A 19,256-nucleotide genomic window follows, 5' to 3' on the forward strand; every position below is an offset into this window, starting at 1 on the left:
GACGAAACCATGCAGTTGAAGGTTCCCGCCGCATTCCGGGCGGACGAGACCATGCAACTAAGGGTGTCGGACATACCCAACGTACCCGACACGTCCGGTACACCGGAGAAAGCGCGTACTCCGAAAAACCGTCGCAAAGCCCCCCAACCCTCCCTCTTTGCCCGAATATCCGTGGCTTTGCGGTCCCGTCTGGCCCCCCTGATCGTCGTTCTGGGCCCCTATGTGACTCGTGTCACTCCCTATGTCCGCAAGCTCCGCCCGCAGTACCCCCGCCCCGGCCGTACCGACTGGCGGCGCTGGATACCCTCCTGGCGGCAGTGCCTGGGGGGCCTCTTCGCGTCCATGGGCCTGAGCACCTTCTTCCTCGTCGTCGCCTACGCGGCCACCGACATCCCGGAGAACCTCAACTCCTACGCCACCCAGCAGGACAACGTGTTCTTCTGGTCCGACGGCACGCCCATGGCCCGCACCGGCTGGGTGCAGCGCCAGGCGATGCCGCTGAAGGACATCCCGGAGGACGTCCGCTGGGCGGTCCTCGCGGCCGAGAACGCGAGCTTCTACAGCGACCCCGGCATCTCCGTGAAGGGCATCAGCCGTGCCCTGTTCCGCACGATCGGCCAGGGCGACACCCAGGGCGGCTCGACGATCACGCAGCAGTACGTCAAGAACGTCTACCTGAACCAGAACCAGACGATCAGCCGCAAGTTCACCGAGGCGATGATCTCCCTCAAGCTGGACAACCAGATGAGCAAGGACGACATCCTCGAGGGCTATCTCAACACCAGCTGGTTCGGCCGCGGCACGTACGGCATCCAGCGCGCCGCCCAGGCCTACTACGGCAAGGACGTCGGCGAGCTCAACGCCAGCGAGGCCGCGTTCCTCGCCTCCCTGCTCAAGGGCGCCGGCCTGTACGACCCGACCCTGTCCAGCGCCAACCGCGCCCGTGCCGTCGAGCGCTGGCAGTGGACCCTGGACCGGATGGTCGAGATCGGCAAGCTGTCGAAGGCCGAGCGGGCCACGTACACGAAGTTCCCCGAGCCGCTGAAGAGCAACCCGCTGTACGACACCGGTGAGCAGAGCGACTACCTGGTGGAGCTCGCCTCCCAGTACGCCAAGAAGGCCGGGGGCATCTCCGACAAGGACTTCGACCTCGGCGGCTACCAGATCTACACGACCTTCGACAAGAAGCGCGAGGACAAGCTCACCCAGGCCGTCACCGACGCCCGCAAGAAGGCCCTCAAGGACGCGCCGAAGAAGGCGAAGGCCGCCCACTACGGTGCCGCGTCGGTCGCCTCCGACGGACGGATCCTCGCCGTCTACGGCGGTCCCGACCACCGTACGCAGGGCTACAACGAGTCCAACGCCACCACCGTCCCTGCCGGTACGGCCTTCCTGCCCTTCGTGTACGCCGCCGGTCTGGAGAACGGCATCCACAAGACCCGCGAGGGCGACACCACGCCGATCAACGGCGAGTCGCTCTACAACGGCGACAACAAGGCGCTGCTGACCACCCCCGAGGGCTACTACTGGGACCGCAGCGGCAAGCGGGTCGCCGCCGAGAACGACGGGGGCAGGTCCTACGGGCAGATCTCCCTGCACCGCGCGCTGGAGCTGTCGGTGAACACGCCGTTCATGCAGCTCGGCATGGACACCGGCCTGGCCAAGGTGCGCGAGACCGCGGAGGCCTCCGGCTTCCTGTCGTCCAGCCTCGGCGCCCAGGTGCCCGCGCTGTCCCTGGGCAGCTCCACCCCCAGCGCGATCCGCATGGCGAGCGGCTACTCCACCTTCGCCGCGGACGGCAAGCACACCGAGCCCTACTCGGTGCGGAAGATCACCAGGAACGGCTCCAAGGTCCTGCTGGACACCCCCAAGCCCAAGCAGGCGATGCGCACCGCGGTGGCCGAGGAGGTCACCTCCGCCCTCACCGACTCCTTCCGCACCGCCCACCCGTCCGACGTGCCCACCGCACAGTCCGGGTCCACCCCGGCCGGCAAGGCCGGCACCACCGACAAGAACACCGCCTCCTGGTACGTCGGCACCGACGAGAAGGTGTCCACGGCGGTCGTGGTGTACCGCATCGACCTCACCAAGAGCCTGGAACCACTGCCCCTGGAGGGCATCGCCGGAACCACCGACGACAGCGTCCCGTACGGCATCTGGTCAGGTGCCATGAGCCCGCTCGGCTGACCACCGAACGAGCCCCGCGTCCCCAACCCGAGAATGAGCCGCACATGAAGTCACCGTCGGGCCGCCGCCGCAAGGCCGCGGAACCGCGCCGCACCGCCGCCGCGCACCCAGGGTTCCTCACCCTGGCGGCGCTTCTCGTCGTCGCCTCGCTGATGGGCGGCTACCTGGTGCTCGACCGCACCGACGACACCCAGCCCACGGCGTCCTCGGGGGACAGCAGGAAGGCGTCGGCGAAGGCGAGCAAGGAGCCGGAGTGGGACGGCAAGACCCATGTCCTGGGGGACGGCTCCACCTCGTACACCGGTCCGCAGACAGGCCAGTTGAAGGCCGAACCGCTCAAGCCGGGTGAGAAGCCGCCCCAGTTCGTGGTCTTCTCCTGGGACGGTGCCCTCGCGGGCGACGACGGTCTCTTCGAGCACTACCGCGAGATGGCCCAGCAGTACAACGCCCATATGACCTTCTTCCTCACGGGCATCTACCTGCTGCCCAAGAGCAAGCGGGACCTGTACTCCCCGCCGATGCACGACAAGGGCGCCGCGGCGATCAGCTTCCCCACCGACGAGCACATCCGCACCACGCTGGGACAGCTCTCCAAGGCCTGGCTGGAGGGCAACGAGATAGGCACCCACTTCAACGGGCACTTCTGCGGCGCCAAGGGCGGTGGCGACTGGAGCGTCGCGCAGTGGAAGAGCGAGATCGACCAGTTCTACTCGTTCGTGGAGAACTGGAAGACCAACACCGGTGACAAGAACATGGCCCCGCTGCCCTTCGACTTCAAGAAGGAGGTCACCGGAGGCCGGGCGCCCTGCCTGGAAGGGCAGACCAACCTGCTCAAGGCGGCCAAGAGCTACGGCTGGCGCTACGACGCCTCCAACCCGGGCGGCTTCCAGGTCTGGCCGACGAAGAAGGACGGTCTGTGGGACTTCCCGCTCCAGATGCTGCCCTACGGTGACATCCAGGCCCTGTCCATGGACTTCAACTTCCTCTACAACCAGTCGAACGGCGAGACCGAGGGCGACCCCGCCAAGTACCCCGAGTGGCAGCAGGAGACCATCGACTCCTACATGTCGGGCTTCAACCGCGTGTACTACGGCAGCCGGGCCCCGCTGTTCATCGGCAACCACTTCGAGAACTGGAACAGCGGCATCTACATGAAGGCCGTCGACCACGTCATCGAGAACGTGTGCACCAAGAAGGACGTCAAGTGCGTGTCCTTCAGGGAGTTGGCCGACTGGATGGACGTGCAGAAGCCCGAGACGCTGGAGCGGATGCGCAGTCTGGACCCGGCGCAGAGCCCCGACTGGTCGACCGTCGTGAAGTGAACCGCGAAGTAACCAAACCTCAACCGTACCCCTCTTCACATCACCCACACACGCCATGCAAAGATGCCCTCCCCGGCATCCCTCCGCCGGGCAAGAGGGGAAACATCAGTGAAGTCAAGGAAATTGAGCCGTTCGCGGCGTCGCATCACGATAGCCGGGGCGGCCGCCGCCTCGGTCGTCGCGGGAGCGGCGCTCCTGCCGAACTGGTCCGCGGGCGCCGCGGTCGTCGACGACCCCACGGTCGACGCGCAGACGAAGGCCACCTTCCAGCGGCTGGCGGACGCGGTCTTCACCGACCGCACCGACGCCCTGGTCACCGGCAGGCAGGGAGATCGTGAGAAGCCGCTGACCAACGGCTTCTCCGGCGACGTCAAGCTCTCCGCAGGCACGGCCCGCACCGAGGACGCCACCCTGTCCTCGCTGGGCCAGCGCAAGGACAAGCTGGCCAAGGCCGGCGAGAAGTACAGCAAGGCCGCCACCACCGTCACGCTGAACGCCACGCGCGTGACGGGTCGTACGGCCAAGGCCGCGGTCACCGAGACCACGACCCTGACCTACGCCAACGCCACGGCGGGCCAGCCGAAGACCACCGGCTTCCAGGCTCAGCACGAGCTGACCTTCAAGGCCGACCGGCACGGCACCTGGCAGCTCACCGGCATCGCGGACACCGACCAGGGTGGCCTCGCGGTGAACACGCTCTCCAAGCCGACGTCCGTCAAGGCCACCACGGCCGACGACAACCCCATGCCGAACGCGGCGCGCGCGGCGACCACCCGCAACCCGGTCGCCGTGCCGAAGACGGGCACCACGTACGACTACAAGGCCATGGCGGCCTACGCCGAGAAGTACGTGTACACGTACAACAAGGACTACCCGGACTTCAACAACCACACCGCGGGCGGCGACTGCACCAACTTCGTCAGCCAGTCGCTGAAGGCGGGCGGCTGGAAGCACGTCCCCGGCTACGTCTACGACTACACCAAGTGGTTCGGCAACGCCGACATCCAGTCGGACTCGTTCGTCGGCGTCAACGAGTGGTCGTGGTTCGCCCAGAACTCCAAGCGGACCACCGCGCTGGCGAACGTCTACCAGCTCGAGGTCGGCGACGTCCTCCAGATGGACTTCGACCGGGACGGGTCCAAGGACCACACCATGATCGTCACGTACAAGGCCAACGGCATCCCGTACGTGACGTACCACTCCAACAACACGCTCCGCCGGTCGGTGGCGAGCCTCGTCGCGTCGTACCCGAACGCGTACTACTACGCCTACCGCACCTGATCGGACGACGGGGGCGATGACGGGGGCCAGTTCTCCCTGATTTCCCGATGGCGGTCCCGCTCCTCGGCGTGCTCGGGGTGGCGGGCCCGCCAGTACGGGTTGTCGTGCGGCAGTGCGGAACCGACCCTGCCGTACATCCCGAAGACCAGCAGCAGGATCCCGATCACGAAGCTCAGCATGCAGTTCTGGATCTTGAACGCCAGGAAGTTGTAGTCCGTCTCCAGCAGCGCCATGTTCAGGAAGCCGCTGAGGATGAACAGGATCCCCAAGGTCATGTTCAGCGTGGACGCGACGTTCCCGCCGATCACCATGCCGACGAAGAGCAGCAGCCCGACACCGATCGAGAGCCAGCTGAGCGCCCCGTTGGTGTTCAGACTCCAGACCTCGTCCCCGCCGGTGTCGAAGAAACCGATCTCGTCGATGACACCGAAGATCCCGAAGACGACGAGCCCCAGGCCCATCAGCCCGGCCCCGATCCGGTAGACCAGGTTCAGCCGGTGGTCGACGGGCAGGTGGTCGTCGAGCCTGATCCGCCGCCGGCTGTGCAGTGCGTGTGCGGCCATCTCCGCCTCCTTGGACGTACCCCCCAATATCCGCCTGCCCGGCCCGGGCGGCAAAACATCGGCGGGGGCGGCCTTCAGTGGGCGGCGCCGCGCTCCTCGCGGATCGTCGCGACCACGCCCGCCACCGTCCGCCGTACCGCCTCCGTCTCGGTGAGGAAGTGCCAGTAGTCGGGGTGACGGCCCTCCAGGGTGCCGATCGCCCGCTCCAGGCGGGCCACCGAGTCGTCCAGGGGGCGCGCGTGCCGGGGATCGGGCGTGTTGCGTCCGGCCATGGCCAGCCGCTGTGCGTCCCGGATCGCGAACCGGGTCCGGTCGATCTCCGCCTGCGGATCCTTCTGCACCGCGTTCAGCCGGCTCAGCCGGTCACCGGCGGCGGAGACCGCCTCGTCGGTGGTGTTCAGCAGCGCCCGCGCCGTCGACAGCAGCGAGGTGGCGTCCGGCCAGCGCTGGGCGTCCCGCGCCGTCTGCGCCTCCCGCAGCCTCGCCTCCGCCTGCGCCACGTTCTCCACGGCCTGCTGGGGCACCCCCTGGAGATCCTGCCAGCAGGCCGCCGCGAACCGCCGCCGCAGCTCGCTCAGGATCGGGTCGACCTGGCCCGCACGGGTCGTCAGCGCCTCGGCCCGCGTGCGCAGCGACACCAGCCGGTGGTCGATCTCCGCGGCCTTCTCCGGCAGCCGCTCGGCCTCCGCCCTGACGGCCGCGGCCTCCCGGGAGACCCGCTCGGCACGCTCCAGCGTCTGCGGCACACCGTGCTGCCCGGCCCCCTGGTTCAGCCGGGTCAGCTCGGGTCCGAGGGCGGCGAGACGGGCGGCCAGGTCGTCCGCGGTCAGCCCCGTCCGCCGTACGGAGTCCAGCGCGTCGGACGCCGAGAGCAGCGCCTGCCGGGCCCGCTCCACGGCGGGCGCCAGCCGGGCGAGCTGGGTCTCCGCCTTCCCGAGCAACGGCCCGAGCCCCTCGGCGAAACGATCCAGCTCCTTCTTGACGTTGCCCAGCTCGTCCTTGGCCCGGCTCAGGTCCGTCCGCGCCCGCGCGGCCGCCGAGGCCTCCAGGTCGTCCCGGTCGAGGTCATGGGCGTCCACCGCCTCGATGTAGCGGCTGCTCGCCTCGTCGATGCGCCGGCCGATCTCCGCGAAGCCGGAGACCGCGCGCCGGGCGGCCGGGCTGTCGTCCACCGCCGTGATCGTCTCGATGGAGATCCGCAGATCCCGCTGGGCGGTGTCCAGCTCGTAGAACGCGGCCGCGGCGGCGTCCTTCGCGGCCTGCGCCTCGGCGCGCTGGCCCTCGGCCCGCCCGCCGAACCAGCGCCGGGTGCCGCCGCCGGCGAAGGCGGCTGGCAGCGCGAGCGCGACGACGAGCGGCAGGGCGAGCAGGGTGAGGGCGTCCTTCACCGCCGGGCGGTGTGCGCGCGGCACCAACGGCGAGTACGGCTGCGGTGGTGTCGCCGTCACATCCCTCTCCCGTGCTGTGATTCGACTGAACCGGTGTTCATTCTCCCACCGGTTGAAGACGAACACACGGGCCGGTCAGTTCGCCGTGCGAGTCCGTGATTTCCTCCGCGCAGGCCGGGGGCCGATACGGGTTTGCGGGACATGGCCCCGGGCAATGTAGGCTGTCGACTCGTCCTGGGTGCGTAGCTCAGGGGTAGAGCGCCTGCCTTACAAGCAGGATGTCGGCGGTTCGAAACCGTCCGCGCCCACCAGGAACACCGAAGGGCCCCCGGAGAGATCCGGGGGCCCTTCGCATGTCCGGTTCGATCAGTCTCTAGGATGTCGGCTGTGAACGGACTGTGGCGGCGGGCGGTGTGTGTGCTCGGGCTCCTCGTGGGCCTGCTCGCCATGCACGCTCTCGCGCCCGGGGGAGGGCGGTCCGCGCACGTCGAGGCGCGCCCCATGGCGGTCGTCGCGTCCGCCGAGGCCCACGACGGCTGTTCGGGGGACGAGGGCCACTGCGGCGGCGGACACGCCCGGCACGCCGACTCGACCTGCGCCTCGGCCGCGGTGAGCGGCGGACCGGTGCTGCCGGGCCTGGTGACCGACCCCGCCCCCGTGGCCGTACCGGACGCGACCCTGTGCCCGTACGCGGCCACGGCCCCCGACGGAGCTCGCGCGCCACCCTCCCTGGCGGAACTCCAACTCCTGCGGATCTAGACACCGCTGCGCGCACCCGCACGCCCGGACGACGGGCCGACGGGGTGCGCCGACGTGTCCACGCACCCTTCTTCTCCACGGGAGTTCCCGCATGACCAGCACCAGCACCAGCACCACGACCAGCACCGGCAACGGCGTCGACACCGGCATCGGCACCGGCACCGGCGCGGGCACCCGCACCGGTACCCGCGGCCCGGTCCGCCGTGCCGCCCTGGCGGCCGCGACCGTGACCGCCGCCCTGCTGCTCACCGCGTGCGGCGGTGACGCCGACTCGGCGTCCTCGGCGTCCTCGGCCCCCTCCACCTCCTCCGGCGGCGCGCACAACGCCCAGGACGTCACCTTCGCGCAGGGCATGATCCCGCACCACCGGCAGGCCCTCGAGATGGCCGCCCTCGCCGCCGACCGCGCCTCCTCCGCCCAGGTCAAGGACCTCGCCGCCCGGATCGAGAAGGCCCAGGACCCGGAGATCGAGAAGATGACCGGCTGGCTGAAGGCCTGGGGCGAGGACGTGCCCGCCGAGGACGCGTCCGCGGACGACTCCATGCCCGGCATGGACCACTCCGGCTCCGGCGGCATGGCCGGGATGATGGACGACGCCGCGATGAAGTCGCTGGAGAAGACCTCCGGCGAGGCCTTCGACACCGCGTTCCTGACCCTGATGGTCGAACACCACGAGGGCGCCGTCGAGATGGCCCGAACCGAGCGGGGCAAGGGCGGCTACCAGCCGGCCAAGGACATGGCCGGGGACATCGTCACCGGCCAGACCGCGGAGATCGCCGAGATGAACGGGCTGCTCGGCAAGAAGAGCTAGTCCTCCTCGCCGGGTGGGGTCTCGTGGGCGTGCTTGAGGCGCGTACGGGCCTCCACCCGGTTCTCGGCGGCGACCTCCGACCAGAAGCGGTGGCAGGTCACGAACACCGCGAGCTCGTGCTCGCGCCGCCGCAGCTTCTCCACCTCGGCCTGCTCGTCGGCCGTCCAGCCCGGGGAGGCGGGGCGCTCGATCTTGCGCCAGCCGCCTTCGTCGCTGAATCCGTCCAGGGGCTCCACCGACCAGGGGAGCCGCTTCAGCAGGGCCGACAGCTCGGCCCGGACCTGATGCAGCTCCTCCTGACCGGCGCGCAGGTCGCTGGGAAAGTCATAGGTCTTAGCCACACGGCAATGGTACGCCTGTTCGATTTTGCGAGGCGAGCTCCTTCAGGGTGTTTGGGTGAACGCGCGTTCGACGTGGGGAGGGGGAGTCAGGCCCGGCTCTGCTTCAGGAGTTCGAGGGCCAGGCGGTCCGTGAGCTCCGGCTCGGCGTTGAGACGGTGGACCACCACCCAGTTCCCGTCGTCCATCGCGCCGGCGAAGAGCGAGACGTGCCGCGTCGCCCCGTTGTGCCAGCGGAGCGGACCGGCCTCCTGCCACGAGGGAGCGGGATCGCCCAGCCGGCGCTCCACCAGCAGCCGTACGACCAGGTCGGCCACCGCCCGGGGAGTGGCCCACAGGCCGCCCGCCGGCAGGATCGCCCCGTCCATCGTCCACGGCCTGCGGGCCCGCCCGAAGCGGCCCGGGGCCGGCAGCCGCCGGTCCGTGGCGGGGTGCGCGGTCATCTCGGTGATCTCCAGCGGGCGCAGCACGTGCGCGGTCACCAGTTCCTCGTACGTCGTGCCGGCCGCGGCGGTCAGGGCCGCACCGAGGACGGCGTACCCGAGGTTGGAGTACTCCTCTTCCCGGCCCGCGGGCCGGGTGGCCAGGGTGTCGAGCCGGGGAAGGAGCGCGTGCAGCGCCGGTCCGTCGAACGCCGCGTACGGGTCGCGGCGCGGCAGGCGGCCGGGTGGCAGCCGGGGCAGGCCCGAGGTGTGCCGGGCCAGGTGGCGGAGGGTGATCCCGGTCGCGGGCGCTTCGGGCAGCCATCGTTCGAGGGGGTCGTCGAGCGTGAGCAGCCCGGCTGCGGCCATGCGCGTCAGGGCCGTGCCGGTGACGACCTTGGTGAGCGAGCCGATCTGGACGAAGCGGTCGACGGCATGACCGTCGGAGAGGTCGGGCGGGGCCGAGTTCCGCAGGACACAGGTGGGGACACCGGGCACGAGGGGCCTCACTTTCCGCGCGGCGACACCGCGCACGCGGGCGTGCCGCCGCGAGGGGAGCCGGGGTGGGTCACGGGTTCTCCGTCCAGTGGTGCGACAGGGCTTCTCGTTCGGCCGGGCGCGGGGCGCGCGACCCCGGGGAGCTCCTCGGCCGTGCGTGAGCGTCGACGGGGACGCCGTCCGCTGGGGATGGTGTACACGGATACGGCGGCCGAGTGGTCCCTTTTCGGACAGCCCGGCCGGGCAGGACGAGGCCCGGGCGGCGTGTGCGGCCGGCCAGGCGCGTTGGCGGTGTTCCGGTCGGATCGGGCGACCGGCACCTCGACGGGCGCGTCACCACGCGGTGAGAGGGAGACTGGAGCCATGTGCCGGAGTATCAAGACCCTGCGTCCGCCCGTCCTGCCCGAGCAGGCGACCGAGGACGACATCCACGCCGCCGCCCTGCAGTACGTCCGGAAGGTGTCCGGGTTCCGGGCGCCCGCCGCGCACAACAGGGAGGTGTTCGACCACGCCGTGGAGGCGATCGCCGAGGCCACGGCGCAACTCCTCGGCGGCCTCGAGGTGCGGGGGGCGGCGAGCCGGGCGTCGTAGGGCCCGACGGGCGGGGGCCGGTGCCCGCGCGGCCGGCCCACGTCCTCAGGCCGAGGGGCGCCGCATGACGAACGCCGCTCCCGCGCCCGCGCCGAACAGGGCCAGCACCGAGACCCCCGCCGCCAGCCAGGTGGCGCCCAGCCAGTGGGCGCCGAAGTAGCCGAGGGCCACGCTGTACGCGGTCCACGACAGTCCGGCCAGCGCCGACCAGGGCAGGAAGTCACGGGCGCGGCGGTGGGCCGCGCCGGCGATCAGGGAGACCACCGAGCGTCCGGCGGGGGCGAACCGGGCCACGACGACCAGGGCGCCGCCGCCCCGGGCGAGCGCCTCGCCGAGACGTTCCTGCGCGGTGGTCAGCCGTCGGGAGCGCGAGATCGCCCGGTCCAGGCGCTCACCGCCCCGCCAGGCCAGCCGGTAGGCGACCAGGTCGCCCAGGACGGACGCGGTCGTCGCGGACAGGATCAGGGCGAGGATGTCCGGCACCTCGTGCGGCACCCGCCCGGTCGCCGCGCCCGAGCCGGCGGCCGCCGCGGTGGCCGCCGTGATGACCAGCACCCCGCTCGGCAGGACCGGCAGGAACACGTCGAGGAGGACCGACAGGCCCACCAGCGCGTAGATCCAAGGGCTGCCCAGCAGGGCCCCCACACTCTCCAACACCGTTCGCTCCCCCGTGACCATGACAGCCATACAGCGTACGCGTGAGAAGTGACAGAAGGGTCACGGGGGGTGTTTGTGTTCGCACGGCGCATTCACTCCCGGATCCGGGCCCATGACTGTGAACGACAACAGGGGTGCCCTCCCCGTGGGGTCACGGAGAGGGCACCCGGAACACGATGGGTCAGGCGGCGGCCGTGGCCTGCCGCGCGGACGGCTCGCGCTCGGCGGCCGAACGCCTGGTGATCAGCCGGTCCACGCCCAGGGCGCCGGAGCCGGTGAAGACCAGCAGCAGGAAGGCCCAGCAGAACATCGCGGAGGCCTCGCCGCCGTTCTCCAACGGCCACAGGGCGCCCGGCTGGTGCACCTTGAAGTAGGCGTACGCCATGGAACCCGAGGCGAGGAACGCGGCGGCGCGGGTGCCGAGGCCGAGCAGGACCAGGACGCCGCAGACGAGCTGGATCACGGCCGCGTACCAGCCGGGCCAGGTGCCGGTGTCGACGGTGCCGCCGTCCGTGCCGACGGCACCGCCCAGGACGCCGAAGAGGGAGGCGGCGCCGTGGCAGGCGAACAGCAGGCCGACGACGATGCGGAACAGCCCTAACGCGTAGGGCTGTGCGGTGGTGAGGCGAGCGGACATGGTGGGGGGTGCTCCTTCGGTGTCGTGGCGGTCGGACCGTCCGGGTGGGGCCGGGGACGGGTCCGTCGGTGGGGGCGGCGGTACCGAATGAGCGATCAACGTTAGGGGGACCTAATCAATGCTTGCAAGTTCAACATTGAGCCAGGGTCCGGGGTCCCTCCGGGGCTCCGCCTCCGCCGTCGCCGCACGTAGGACGGCTCTCGCGATCGCGTCCGCGTCCGAAAGCGTGACCGAATCCACGCCCGGACGGGCGCCCGCCGCCGTCACCCAGTGCACTCCCTCGGTGGGCACACCGAAGGCGAACCGCCGTGTGTGAGCCCGCCCCTGACGGTCTATCAGGTGGTAGGGGCGAGGTGTCACATCCAGTCCGCCGGTGACATGACCGTCGACCGTGTGGGGGCGGCAGCGGCCGGTCTTCAGCAGCCGGGCGAGGAGGACGTCGGCGGTGCGGCGCAGATCCGGCTCCGGCAACCGGGCCTCGACGAGGGTGGTCACCCGGACCGCCGAGCCCGGCACCTCCGGGGAGCGCGCCGACCAGGCCCCGTCCTCCTCGCGCACCTCCAGTCGCGGGCCGAGCACCTCCACCACCCCCGCCTCGATCAGCGCCGTCAGCTCCTCGACGCGGCGGCTGGGCGGGCCGATGGAGAGGAAGGCGTTGAGCGGGGTGTACCAGCGGTCCAGGTGGTCGCGGCGGGAGGCGCCGGCGAGACCTCCGTGGTCGACGATCAGCCGCAGCTCGTTGCGCAGATCGCGCAACACGTCCAGAGCCGCCTTCAGCGGGCCCGCCACGTTCCCGCGCGCCGCTTCCGCCGCGTCCCGGCGCAGATACGTCAGCAGCCACTCCCGCCACTGCCCCGGGTGCGCGAACCGGTGTTCCGCGTACGGGCGTGAGATCCGGTCCCAGCTCCAGCGGTCGGCCCGCGCCACCCCGAACGCGTCGAGCGTCCGCGCCTCCTCGGGATCCCCGTGCGGCACGCCGAGGAACCGGTCCGTGAACTCCGGCCGTCCCGTCAGCGCCGTGTAGTAGACCGTCTCCACCTCCTTCGCCACCAGCGGCCAGATGTCCGCCAGGAAATCGGGCGCCTCCCCGGAGTCCGCCCGCTTACGCAGCCCCGCGATCACCTCCGGCGTCAGCACCGCCGGCAGGTGACGCCCGTAGGGCCCCTTGGCGTTGTCCCCACGCGCCTGGTACGGCACCCCGCGCCGCGACCCGGCGTAGAGCCGGGGCTCACGACCGGACGGCAGGTAGCGCAGCCCGCCGACACCCGCCCCCTCCTCGCCGCGCACGAAACGGCCGCCGCGCCCCGTCGTCAGAAGGGCGATGTGGTCGAAGAAGGTGAGGCCCAGCCCCCGCAGCAGGACCGGTTCACCGGGGGCGAGGGGGGACAGGTCGACGTCGGCGGGGTTGGCCGGAGGGAGATGACGCAGGCCGTGGCGCTCGGCGTGGGCGGTGTGGCGTTGCCCGGCGCCGTCGGCGATCAGGGGCAGATGGCCCTGGGCCAGCACGACGGCGGAGAGACCGAGCAGGACCCGGCCGTCGCCCAGGGTGAGGACCTGGCGGCCGTCGGCGGCGTCGTCGAGGCGGACGGCGCGGGCCGCATGGGTCTCCACCCGCACCGAGGGCGGCGCCTCGCGCACCGTCCGCGCGAACACCCACTCCAGATAGCGGCCGTAATGGGCGCGGGTCGGGTACTCGTCCGGGCCCAGGGCGCCGCCCGCCCACGCGTGCAGGCTCGGACCCGGCCGGATCGGGCCGGCGCAGTCCACGCTGTCGTCGGTGAACAGGGTCACCTGCGAGGCCACGGTGTTCATCAGCAGCTCCGGCGACTGCGCGGTGCGCCACACCCGGCCGGGCCCCGGCGGGTCGGGGTCGACGACATGGACGGTGAGCCGTACGCCCGGCGGGAGGAGGTCCGGGGCGGACGCGCACAGGCGTTCCAGGACGCTGGTCCCGCGCGGTCCGGCGCCGACCAGGGCGACGGCGACGGACACCGTCCGCGCGTTCGCTTCCGCGTTCACTGAGGGCAAGGGGAGGACTCCCGGGCGTGGGGGGCGCGATGGAGTGGACCGTCCGCCGGGCGTGCTGGAAGCGGACGGTCCGCCTCATCATGCCGTTGGCCGTCACAGAAGCCAACGCGGGCCCCACCGGCCCCAGTTGTCCTGGATGCCCCTCATCCGGAGGTCAAGTCGGACTCCTCCACCGTGGTCAACGCGCCCTTCCCACGCGCCTGTTCCAGCCTCAGCCGGGCCGCACGGCCGCGCAGGGCCAGGGTCATGAGCTGGTTGCCGAACCAGGGGCCGCCCGTCTTCCGCCAGCCGACGGGCGGCCGAGGACAGCCGCCGTGCGCGGCGAAACGCCGCCCGAGGGCCCGCGCCATCGCGCTCCAGCCGAACCGGAAGCCGGCCCGGATCGACAGCGGGATCGAGTTGTGCACGGGCGAACAGGTCAGCTGGAGGACCCGCGCGTCCGGGCCGCCGCCGTCCGGCCAGCGCGGCTCGGCCACGTACGCGTGGTGCACATCACCCGAGAGCACCAGCACCGACGCCGGCGCGTCCGCCCCCGAGCCGGCCTCGGCGATCAGCTCGGTCAGCGCGGCGAAGGAACCGGGGAAGGCCGCCCAGTGCTCCAGATCCGCCGCCCGCCTCACCCGCTCCCCGAACCGCGCCCAGCGCGCACCCCGCTCGCCCCGGCACAGCGCCGCGTTCCAGGTCTCGGCGTCGTGCACCAGATGCGGCAGCAGCCAGGGCAGGGAGGTGCCGATGAGGAGATGGTCGTAGGAGCCCCGGTCCGCCAGGGCCTGGTCGCGCAGCCACGCGCGCTCCCCGGGGTCGAGCATCGCGCGCCGGTCCTCGTCGAGGACGCGGGCGGCCCGGGTGTCCACCATCAGCAGCCGCACCCGCCCGAAGTCCCGCCGGTAGCTCCAGCGCACGGACGCGGGCTCGGCGTCGGCGCGGCAGGCGAAGGCGCGCAGGACGTCGGTGGCGTCGGGGGTGGCGCGTACGGCGGTGTAGAGCGGGTCGGCGGCCAGTTCGGCGGGGGAGAGGTTCCCCAGGTGCTGGTGGACCCAGTACGACATCAGCCCGCTCAGCAGCCGCTCGCGCCACCAGGGCGTGGCCCGCATGTCGGCGAGCCAGGCGGCGGAGGTGTTCCAGTCGTCGATGACGTCGTGGTCGTCGAAGATCATGCAGCTCGGGACGGTGGACAGCAGCCATCGCACCTCCGGGTCGAGCCAGGACTCGTAGTACAGCCAGGTGTACTCCTCGAAGTCGGCGACCTCGGCGCCGGGCGCGTCCGTGAGGCCCCGGCGGGCCCGTATGCGCTCCTTCACGGCGTCGGAGACCTCGTCGGCGTACACCTGGTCGCCCAGCAGGAGGAGGACGTCCGGCCGCTCGGCCCGCGGGTCGGCGGCGAGGCGGGCGGCCAGGCTGTCCAGGGCGTCGGGGCCGACCGGGTCCTCCGTGTCCGCCGGGGGCGCCGACCAGCGGCAGGAGCCGAAGGTGACCCGGACCTCGTCGCCGTCGGCGGGGGCGCGGATGACGGAGGGCGGGAAGGGGGAGCCGGGCGGCGGCCACACGGGCCGGCCGTCGAGGAGCACCTCGTACGCCGTGGCCGTCCCCGGTGTCAGACCGGTCACCGGGACCAGGGCGTAGTGATGGCCCGCCACCTGGAAGGTGCGGGCCGTGCCGCCGGCGCCGTCCGCGCAGCGCACCTCGGCGGCGCACGGACGGCTCGCCTCGACCCAGACGGTCGCGGACGAGGCGTCGGCGTATCTCAGCAGGGGGCCCAGGCGCAGTCCGGCCACGAGATCACTCTCCTCCGTCGCCCCGTACGGTACGCAGCGGCGGAGGAGTGTGGGGAGAGTCCGGCGCCCACCAGTGGCGGTTCCGCCCCCGGCCGGTCAGCAGCCGGCGAGGTAGCTGGTGAGCGCGGACTTCTCGGCCGAGTCGACGGAGAGGCCGTAGTAGTACTTCACCTGCACCCAGGCGCGGACGTAGGTGCAGCGGTAGGAGGTGAGGGACGGCATCCACTCGGCCGGGTCCTGGTCGCTCTTCGACTGGTTCACGTTGTCGGTGACGGCGAGGAGCTGCGGGCGGGTGATGTCGTTGGCGAACGCCTGGCGCTGGGCGGTGGTCCAGGCGCTGGCGCCGGAGTCCCAGGCCTCGGCGAGCGGCACCAGGTGGTCGATGTCGAGGTCGGAGGCGGCGGTCCAGGTGGCGCCGTCGTACGGGGAGTACCAGGAGCCGCTGGTGGCGGTGCAGGCGGAGTTGGTGACGACGTTCGTACCGTCCCGCTTGAGGATGTACTCGCGCGTGTTGCAGGTGCCGCTGATGGTGATCCACGTCGGGAACAGGTCGCGGTAGTAGCCGGTGCGGTTCTCGGTGGCCACGGTGAGCGAGGCGAGGTAGGTGCGGGCGGTGGCCGCGCTGACCGGGGTGGGAAGGGCGGCGGAGGCGGTCGGGGAGTTGAACAGTGCGACGGAGGCTATGAGTCCGGTGAGCACCGCGAGTATGCTCAGGCGTCGACGCGCGTAGAACTTGGGCATGCGAACTCCCTTGAGGGGTGAGGGCGTTGGAGCGCGAGCGGTTGGAATGCTCGCCGTGCCGCGTTGCGGGGAGGTGTGCGTCGGGTAAGAAGTTAGTGACGCGTACATGACACGACAAGGTTTACGGCGAAACGATCTCTCTCGGTTTCTCGTACACTGGGGGAGCAGAAGGGGAGTAGCTCTTCGCCGGACCGTCGACATACTGCTCAGCTCGTCTGAGCCGGCGCCCGGAGGCAGGCCCGTTCTCCCGGGCCCGCCAGCGAGACCTTCGGCAAGCAGTGCACATCCGTGTCGTTCGGCACGGATGCCGTGTGCTGCCGTGCCGAGGTGTCTTACGTTCTCAAGTGCGGACTCTCGGCGGGGCGGCCCCGACCGATTGAGGAACCTTGATCAGCTTCACCGTCATGGCGGTCGTCTTCGGCGTCGTCTTCCTGGCCGAGCTGCCGGACAAGACCGCGCTCGCCGGCCTCGTCCTCGGCACCCGCTACCGCGCCTCCTACGTCTTCGCGGGCGTCGCCGCCGCCTTCGCGCTGCACGTCGCGCTCGCCGTGGCGGCCGGGAGCGTCCTGACGCTCCTGCCCTCGCGGATCCTGCACGCGCTGACGGGCGTGCTGTTCCTCGGGGGCGCGGCCATGCTGCTCTTCAAGAGGGACGAGGACGAAGAGGAGTTCCGGCGGCCGGAGAACCAGTCCTTCTGGAAGGTCGCGGGCGCCGGATTCATGCTGATCCTGGTCGCGGAGTTCGGTGATCTGACCCAGATCATGACGGCCAACCTCGCCGCGCGGTACGACGATCCGCTCTCCGTCGGCCTCGGCGCGGTGCTGGCGCTGTGGGCGGTCGCCGGCCTCGGGATCGTCGGTGGAAAGGCGCTGATGAAGCGGGTGCCGCTGAAGCTGATCACACAGATCGCCGCGCTGCTGATGCTCGCGCTCGGCGTGTGGAGCCTGTGGGAGGCGGTCGCGGGCTGAGGCCGGCGTCCTGGGGGTGGGGTGAGCTGAACACTCGGTGAACGCTTTCCGGGGCGGGTGGCGGTGGGTGCCGATTGTTTTGTACCGTGGAGGAACAAAGTGGCTCCCGCCCGTTTTCCCTGACCGGCGGGCGGGGCCGCCTTGTCTCGTCCGTAGGTCCTGCGTCTCCGTAGGTCCTGTGTCCCGTACGTCACTGTGTCCCGCACGTCACTGTGTTCCGTACGTCCTGTGTGGGGAGCCGCTCATGCCGGTCCTGTCCGCCCGTGCCCTCCTGCTCGACATGGACGGCACCCTCGTGAACTCCGACGCGGTCGTCGAGCGGATCTGGCGGCGCTGGGCCGAACGGCACGGGCTGGACGGCGACGAGGTGATGAAGGTCGTTCACGGGCGCCAGGGGTACGCCTCGATGGCCGTGCTGCTGCCCGGCCGGCCGATGGAGCAGAACCTCGCGGACAACGCGCGGATGCTGGCGGAGGAGACCGCCGACCTGGACGGTGTCGTGCCGGTGCCGGGGGCGCCGGAGTTCCTCGCCTCGCTGCTCGCGCAGGGTGTGCCGCACGCGCTGGTGACCTCGGCGGACGTACCGCTGTCCACGGCACGAATGGGGGCGGCGGGGCTGCCGCTGCCCGAGGTGCGGATCACCGCGGAGTCGGTGGGGGCGAGCAAGCCGGATCCCGAGGGTTTCCTGAAGGGCGCGGCGGAGCTGGGCATCGCGCCGCAGGAGTGCGTGGTGTTCGAGGACTCCGGGGCGGGGATCGAGGCGGGGCGGGCCGCCGGGATGCGGGTCGTGGGGGTCGGGGCGCGGGCCGGGGCGCACGGTCCGGATGCGGTGGTGCGGGATCTGCGGGGCGTGCGGGTGGAGGCGGCGGGGGACGGGCTGCTGCTGCACGTGGGGTGAGGTCGCCGGCCAGGGGCGGGGCCGGGACCGGTGGCGTGTTCTACGGCTCCTTGGTCTCCGCCTCCAGGCTCGCCCTCGTCGCCGCCCCGTACACCCCCGGCTCGTCCTCCTGGATGCCGCGGGACCACTGGTAGTTGCGCAGGGCGGTTTCCACCTCGCTGGTGAAGGTGCCGTCGGCTTCGCTGTTGTACAGGAACAACTGGTGCAGGCGGAGCTGGAGTTCGGTGACCTCCTCGCCCTTGTCGCCCAGGCGCAGGACGGGCGCGGAGATGGTCTGCCGGCTGTCGTCGGCCTGGTTCTCGGCACCGATGGTCCCGGTGGCACGGGCCGTGGGGACGGTCGTGCTCGGGGTGGCGGAGGGCGAGGACGACGGCGGGGCGCTCGACTCCGCCGCGGTCGGCGAGGGGTTCGCGCTCTCCGAGGGGGTCGGGGCGGCGCTGGAGGGGGAGGAGGAGGTGGACTCGCTCGCCGTGGACGCGGAGGCGGCGCTGGTCGAGGTGTCGGGCACGGCGGCCCGTACGTCCTCGGGGGCGGCCTTGTCGCGTGTCGGCTTCTCGTAGCTGAACAGCCCGCTCGCGAAGCCGGCCGCGGCCACCACCGCCACGGCGGCACCGGCGGCCGCGATCACCAGAGCCCGCCGCCGTCGACCACGGGGCGGCTCCACGTCGTCGGGCTGGATACCCCGGCCCCCATCCGGCCCCCCGAACAGACTCAGATCACTGCCACCGGTCTCGACGCCCGGGACGACCGGCTGAAACGGCCCGGCCCCGCCCGAACCGCCCGACGGGACGTGCGGGAACGGTCGTGTGCCGTCCGCCGCATCCGACGGGACGTGCGGGAACGGTCGTGTGCCGTCCGCCGCACCCGACGGGACGTGCGGGAACGGCCGGGTCCCGTCCGCGCCCCCCGGCTCGCCCGGCGGGAACGCCCCGATCCCGTCCGCCGCACCGGGCAGGACTCGCTGGAGCGGCCGCGTCTCGTCCGCGGCACCCGGCGGGACGTGGTGCCGGAGCGGTCGTGCGCCGTCCGCGGCGCCCGGCCTGCCCGGCTGGAACGGCCGCGTCTCGTCCGCGGTACCTGAGGGGACCCGCTGGAGCTGCATCGTCTCGTCGGCGGCACGCACCGCCCGCAAGGGCATGGTCGCGTCGACGGCGTTCCCCGCGGAGCCCGAACGCGGACCGGCTCCTCCACTCGCGAAGCCACTCGCGCCCTGACCTCCTGCGGAGCCCGCGTCGGCTCCCCAGCCCGCGCCGCTTGCCGCGCCCGCACCGGCCCCTCGGTCCGCACCGGCCCCTCGGTCCGCACCGGCCCCTCGGCCCGCACCGGCCCCTCGGCCCGCACCGGCCCCCGGGCCCGCGCCGTCCCGCGACCCCCCGCTGATCCCCGAGCCCC

The 19,256-nt window shown here is 71.8% G+C and carries 18 protein-coding genes and 1 tRNA gene; 9 read left to right on the forward strand and 10 right to left on the reverse strand.

Going from position 1 to position 19,256, the window contains the following annotated elements:
• The first annotated feature begins 9 nt into the window (after nt 1-9).
• From OG852_RS33765 to OG852_RS33775, 3 genes are all read left to right on the forward strand, one after another.
• Nucleotides 10-2,187, forward strand: coding sequence for a transglycosylase domain-containing protein (locus OG852_RS33765; RefSeq protein WP_208117027.1), 2,178 nt, complete (start codon nt 10-12; stop codon nt 2,185-2,187).
• A 44-nt stretch (nt 2,188-2,231) separates the two neighbouring features.
• A complete protein-coding gene (locus tag OG852_RS33770; RefSeq protein WP_133909779.1) occupies nt 2,232-3,509 on the forward strand; it encodes a hypothetical protein in 1,278 nt (425 codons plus the stop codon).
• A 108-nt stretch (nt 3,510-3,617) separates the two neighbouring features.
• On the forward strand, nt 3,618-4,790 hold the full coding sequence (locus OG852_RS33775; protein WP_208117028.1) for an amidase domain-containing protein: 1,173 nt from the start codon (nt 3,618-3,620) through the stop codon (nt 4,788-4,790).
• Here the strand turns inward: OG852_RS33775 and OG852_RS33780 are convergent.
• Together OG852_RS33780 and OG852_RS33785 are read right to left on the reverse strand one after the other, a co-directional pair.
• On the reverse strand, nt 4,778-5,353 hold the full coding sequence (locus OG852_RS33780) for a DUF4383 domain-containing protein (protein WP_133909781.1): 576 nt from the start codon (nt 5,351-5,353) through the stop codon (nt 4,778-4,780). The genes OG852_RS33775 and OG852_RS33780 overlap by 13 nt on opposite strands.
• 74 nt (nt 5,354-5,427) lie before the next feature.
• Nucleotides 5,428-6,801, reverse strand: a complete 1,374-nt coding sequence (locus tag OG852_RS33785) for a hypothetical protein (RefSeq protein WP_133909782.1) — start codon at nt 6,799-6,801, stop codon at nt 5,428-5,430.
• A 176-nt stretch (nt 6,802-6,977) separates the two neighbouring features.
• Between OG852_RS33785 and OG852_RS33790 the strand changes: the two genes are divergently transcribed.
• From OG852_RS33790 to OG852_RS33800, 3 genes are all read left to right on the forward strand, one after another.
• A tRNA-Val gene (locus OG852_RS33790) sits at nt 6,978-7,052 on the forward strand.
• Nucleotides 7,053-7,128: 76 nt separating this feature from the next.
• A complete protein-coding gene (locus OG852_RS33795) occupies nt 7,129-7,500 on the forward strand; it encodes a DUF6153 family protein (RefSeq protein WP_133909783.1) in 372 nt (123 codons plus the stop codon).
• 91 nt (nt 7,501-7,591) lie between these two features.
• Nucleotides 7,592-8,311 (forward strand): DUF305 domain-containing protein, encoded by a 720-nt coding sequence (locus tag OG852_RS33800; protein WP_330349917.1) that lies wholly within the window; start codon nt 7,592-7,594, stop codon nt 8,309-8,311.
• On the opposite strand, the gene OG852_RS33805 is transcribed toward OG852_RS33800, so the two are convergent.
• The gene (locus OG852_RS33805; protein ID WP_133909785.1) at nt 8,308-8,652 is read right to left on the reverse strand and encodes a hypothetical protein; all 345 of its coding nucleotides are present in this window, start codon (nt 8,650-8,652) and stop codon (nt 8,308-8,310) included. The genes OG852_RS33800 and OG852_RS33805 overlap by 4 nt on opposite strands.
• Before the next feature lie 86 nt (nt 8,653-8,738).
• On the reverse strand, nt 8,739-9,569 hold the full coding sequence (locus OG852_RS33810; RefSeq protein ID WP_133909786.1) for a serine hydrolase domain-containing protein: 831 nt from the start codon (nt 9,567-9,569) through the stop codon (nt 8,739-8,741).
• A gap of 363 nt (nt 9,570-9,932) precedes the next feature.
• Here OG852_RS33810 and OG852_RS33815 point away from each other — a divergent pair, with 363 nt between their 5' ends.
• The gene (locus OG852_RS33815) at nt 9,933-10,160 is read left to right on the forward strand and encodes a DUF2277 domain-containing protein (RefSeq protein ID WP_133909787.1); all 228 of its coding nucleotides are present in this window, start codon (nt 9,933-9,935) and stop codon (nt 10,158-10,160) included.
• A 45-nt stretch (nt 10,161-10,205) separates the two neighbouring features.
• Here the strand turns inward: OG852_RS33815 and OG852_RS33820 are convergent, their stop codons facing one another.
• The 5 genes from OG852_RS33820 to OG852_RS33840 all read right to left on the reverse strand — a co-directional run bounded on the left by OG852_RS33820 (nt 10,206) and on the right by OG852_RS33840 (nt 15,998).
• The gene (locus tag OG852_RS33820) at nt 10,206-10,817 is read right to left on the reverse strand and encodes a DedA family protein (RefSeq protein WP_330349918.1); all 612 of its coding nucleotides are present in this window, start codon (nt 10,815-10,817) and stop codon (nt 10,206-10,208) included.
• Nucleotides 10,818-10,998: 181 nt separating this feature from the next.
• Nucleotides 10,999-11,454, reverse strand: coding sequence for a DoxX family protein (locus tag OG852_RS33825; protein ID WP_133909788.1), 456 nt, complete (start codon nt 11,452-11,454; stop codon nt 10,999-11,001).
• 111 nt (nt 11,455-11,565) lie between these two features.
• The gene (locus OG852_RS33830; RefSeq protein WP_443064590.1) at nt 11,566-13,482 is read right to left on the reverse strand and encodes an FAD/NAD(P)-binding protein; all 1,917 of its coding nucleotides are present in this window, start codon (nt 13,480-13,482) and stop codon (nt 11,566-11,568) included.
• Between the two features lie 143 nt (nt 13,483-13,625).
• Entirely contained in the window at nt 13,626-15,257 is a 1,632-nt protein-coding gene (locus OG852_RS33835) for an alkaline phosphatase D family protein (RefSeq protein ID WP_330349919.1), read from the reverse strand.
• A 96-nt stretch (nt 15,258-15,353) separates the two neighbouring features.
• Nucleotides 15,354-15,998: an HNH endonuclease family protein gene (locus tag OG852_RS33840; protein ID WP_330349920.1), complete on the reverse strand. Its 645-nt coding sequence runs from the start codon at nt 15,996-15,998 to the stop codon at nt 15,354-15,356.
• Nucleotides 15,999-16,384: 386 nt separating this feature from the next.
• On the opposite strand from OG852_RS33840, the gene OG852_RS33845 reads away from it, so the two are divergent.
• Entirely contained in the window at nt 16,385-16,966 is a 582-nt protein-coding gene (locus OG852_RS33845; RefSeq protein WP_330349921.1) for a TMEM165/GDT1 family protein, read from the forward strand.
• Nucleotides 16,967-17,210: 244 nt separating this feature from the next.
• A complete protein-coding gene (locus OG852_RS33850; RefSeq protein ID WP_133909792.1) occupies nt 17,211-17,864 on the forward strand; it encodes an HAD family hydrolase in 654 nt (217 codons plus the stop codon).
• Nucleotides 17,865-17,904: 40 nt separating this feature from the next.
• Here OG852_RS33850 and OG852_RS33855 read toward each other — a convergent pair whose 3' ends face one another.
• Entirely contained in the window at nt 17,905-18,987 is a 1,083-nt protein-coding gene (locus OG852_RS33855) for a peptidoglycan-binding domain-containing protein (protein ID WP_208117029.1), read from the reverse strand.
• Nucleotides 18,988-19,256: the final 269 nt, after the last annotated feature.

This window comes from Streptomyces sp. NBC_00582 (genome assembly GCF_036345155.1).
GTDB lineage: Bacteria > Actinomycetota > Actinomycetes > Streptomycetales > Streptomycetaceae > Streptomyces.

Excerpts from the sequence above, each read along its gene's own strand:
- OG852_RS33765 (WP_208117027.1), top strand. The coding sequence starts at position 10 with ATGCAGTTGAAGGTTCCCGCCGCATTCCGGGCGGACGAGACCATGCAA.
- OG852_RS33770 (WP_133909779.1), top strand. The coding sequence starts at position 2,232 with ATGAAGTCACCGTCGGGCCGCCGCCGCAAGGCCGCGGAACCGCGCCGC.
- OG852_RS33780 (WP_133909781.1), bottom strand. The coding sequence starts at position 5,353 with ATGGCCGCACACGCACTGCACAGCCGGCGGCGGATCAGGCTCGACGAC.
- OG852_RS33800 (WP_330349917.1), top strand. The coding sequence starts at position 7,592 with ATGACCAGCACCAGCACCAGCACCACGACCAGCACCGGCAACGGCGTC.
- OG852_RS33815 (WP_133909787.1), top strand. The coding sequence starts at position 9,933 with ATGTGCCGGAGTATCAAGACCCTGCGTCCGCCCGTCCTGCCCGAGCAG.
- OG852_RS33825 (WP_133909788.1), bottom strand. The coding sequence starts at position 11,454 with ATGTCCGCTCGCCTCACCACCGCACAGCCCTACGCGTTAGGGCTGTTC.
- OG852_RS33840 (WP_330349920.1), bottom strand. The coding sequence starts at position 15,998 with ATGCCCAAGTTCTACGCGCGTCGACGCCTGAGCATACTCGCGGTGCTC.
- OG852_RS33850 (WP_133909792.1), top strand. The coding sequence starts at position 17,211 with ATGCCGGTCCTGTCCGCCCGTGCCCTCCTGCTCGACATGGACGGCACC.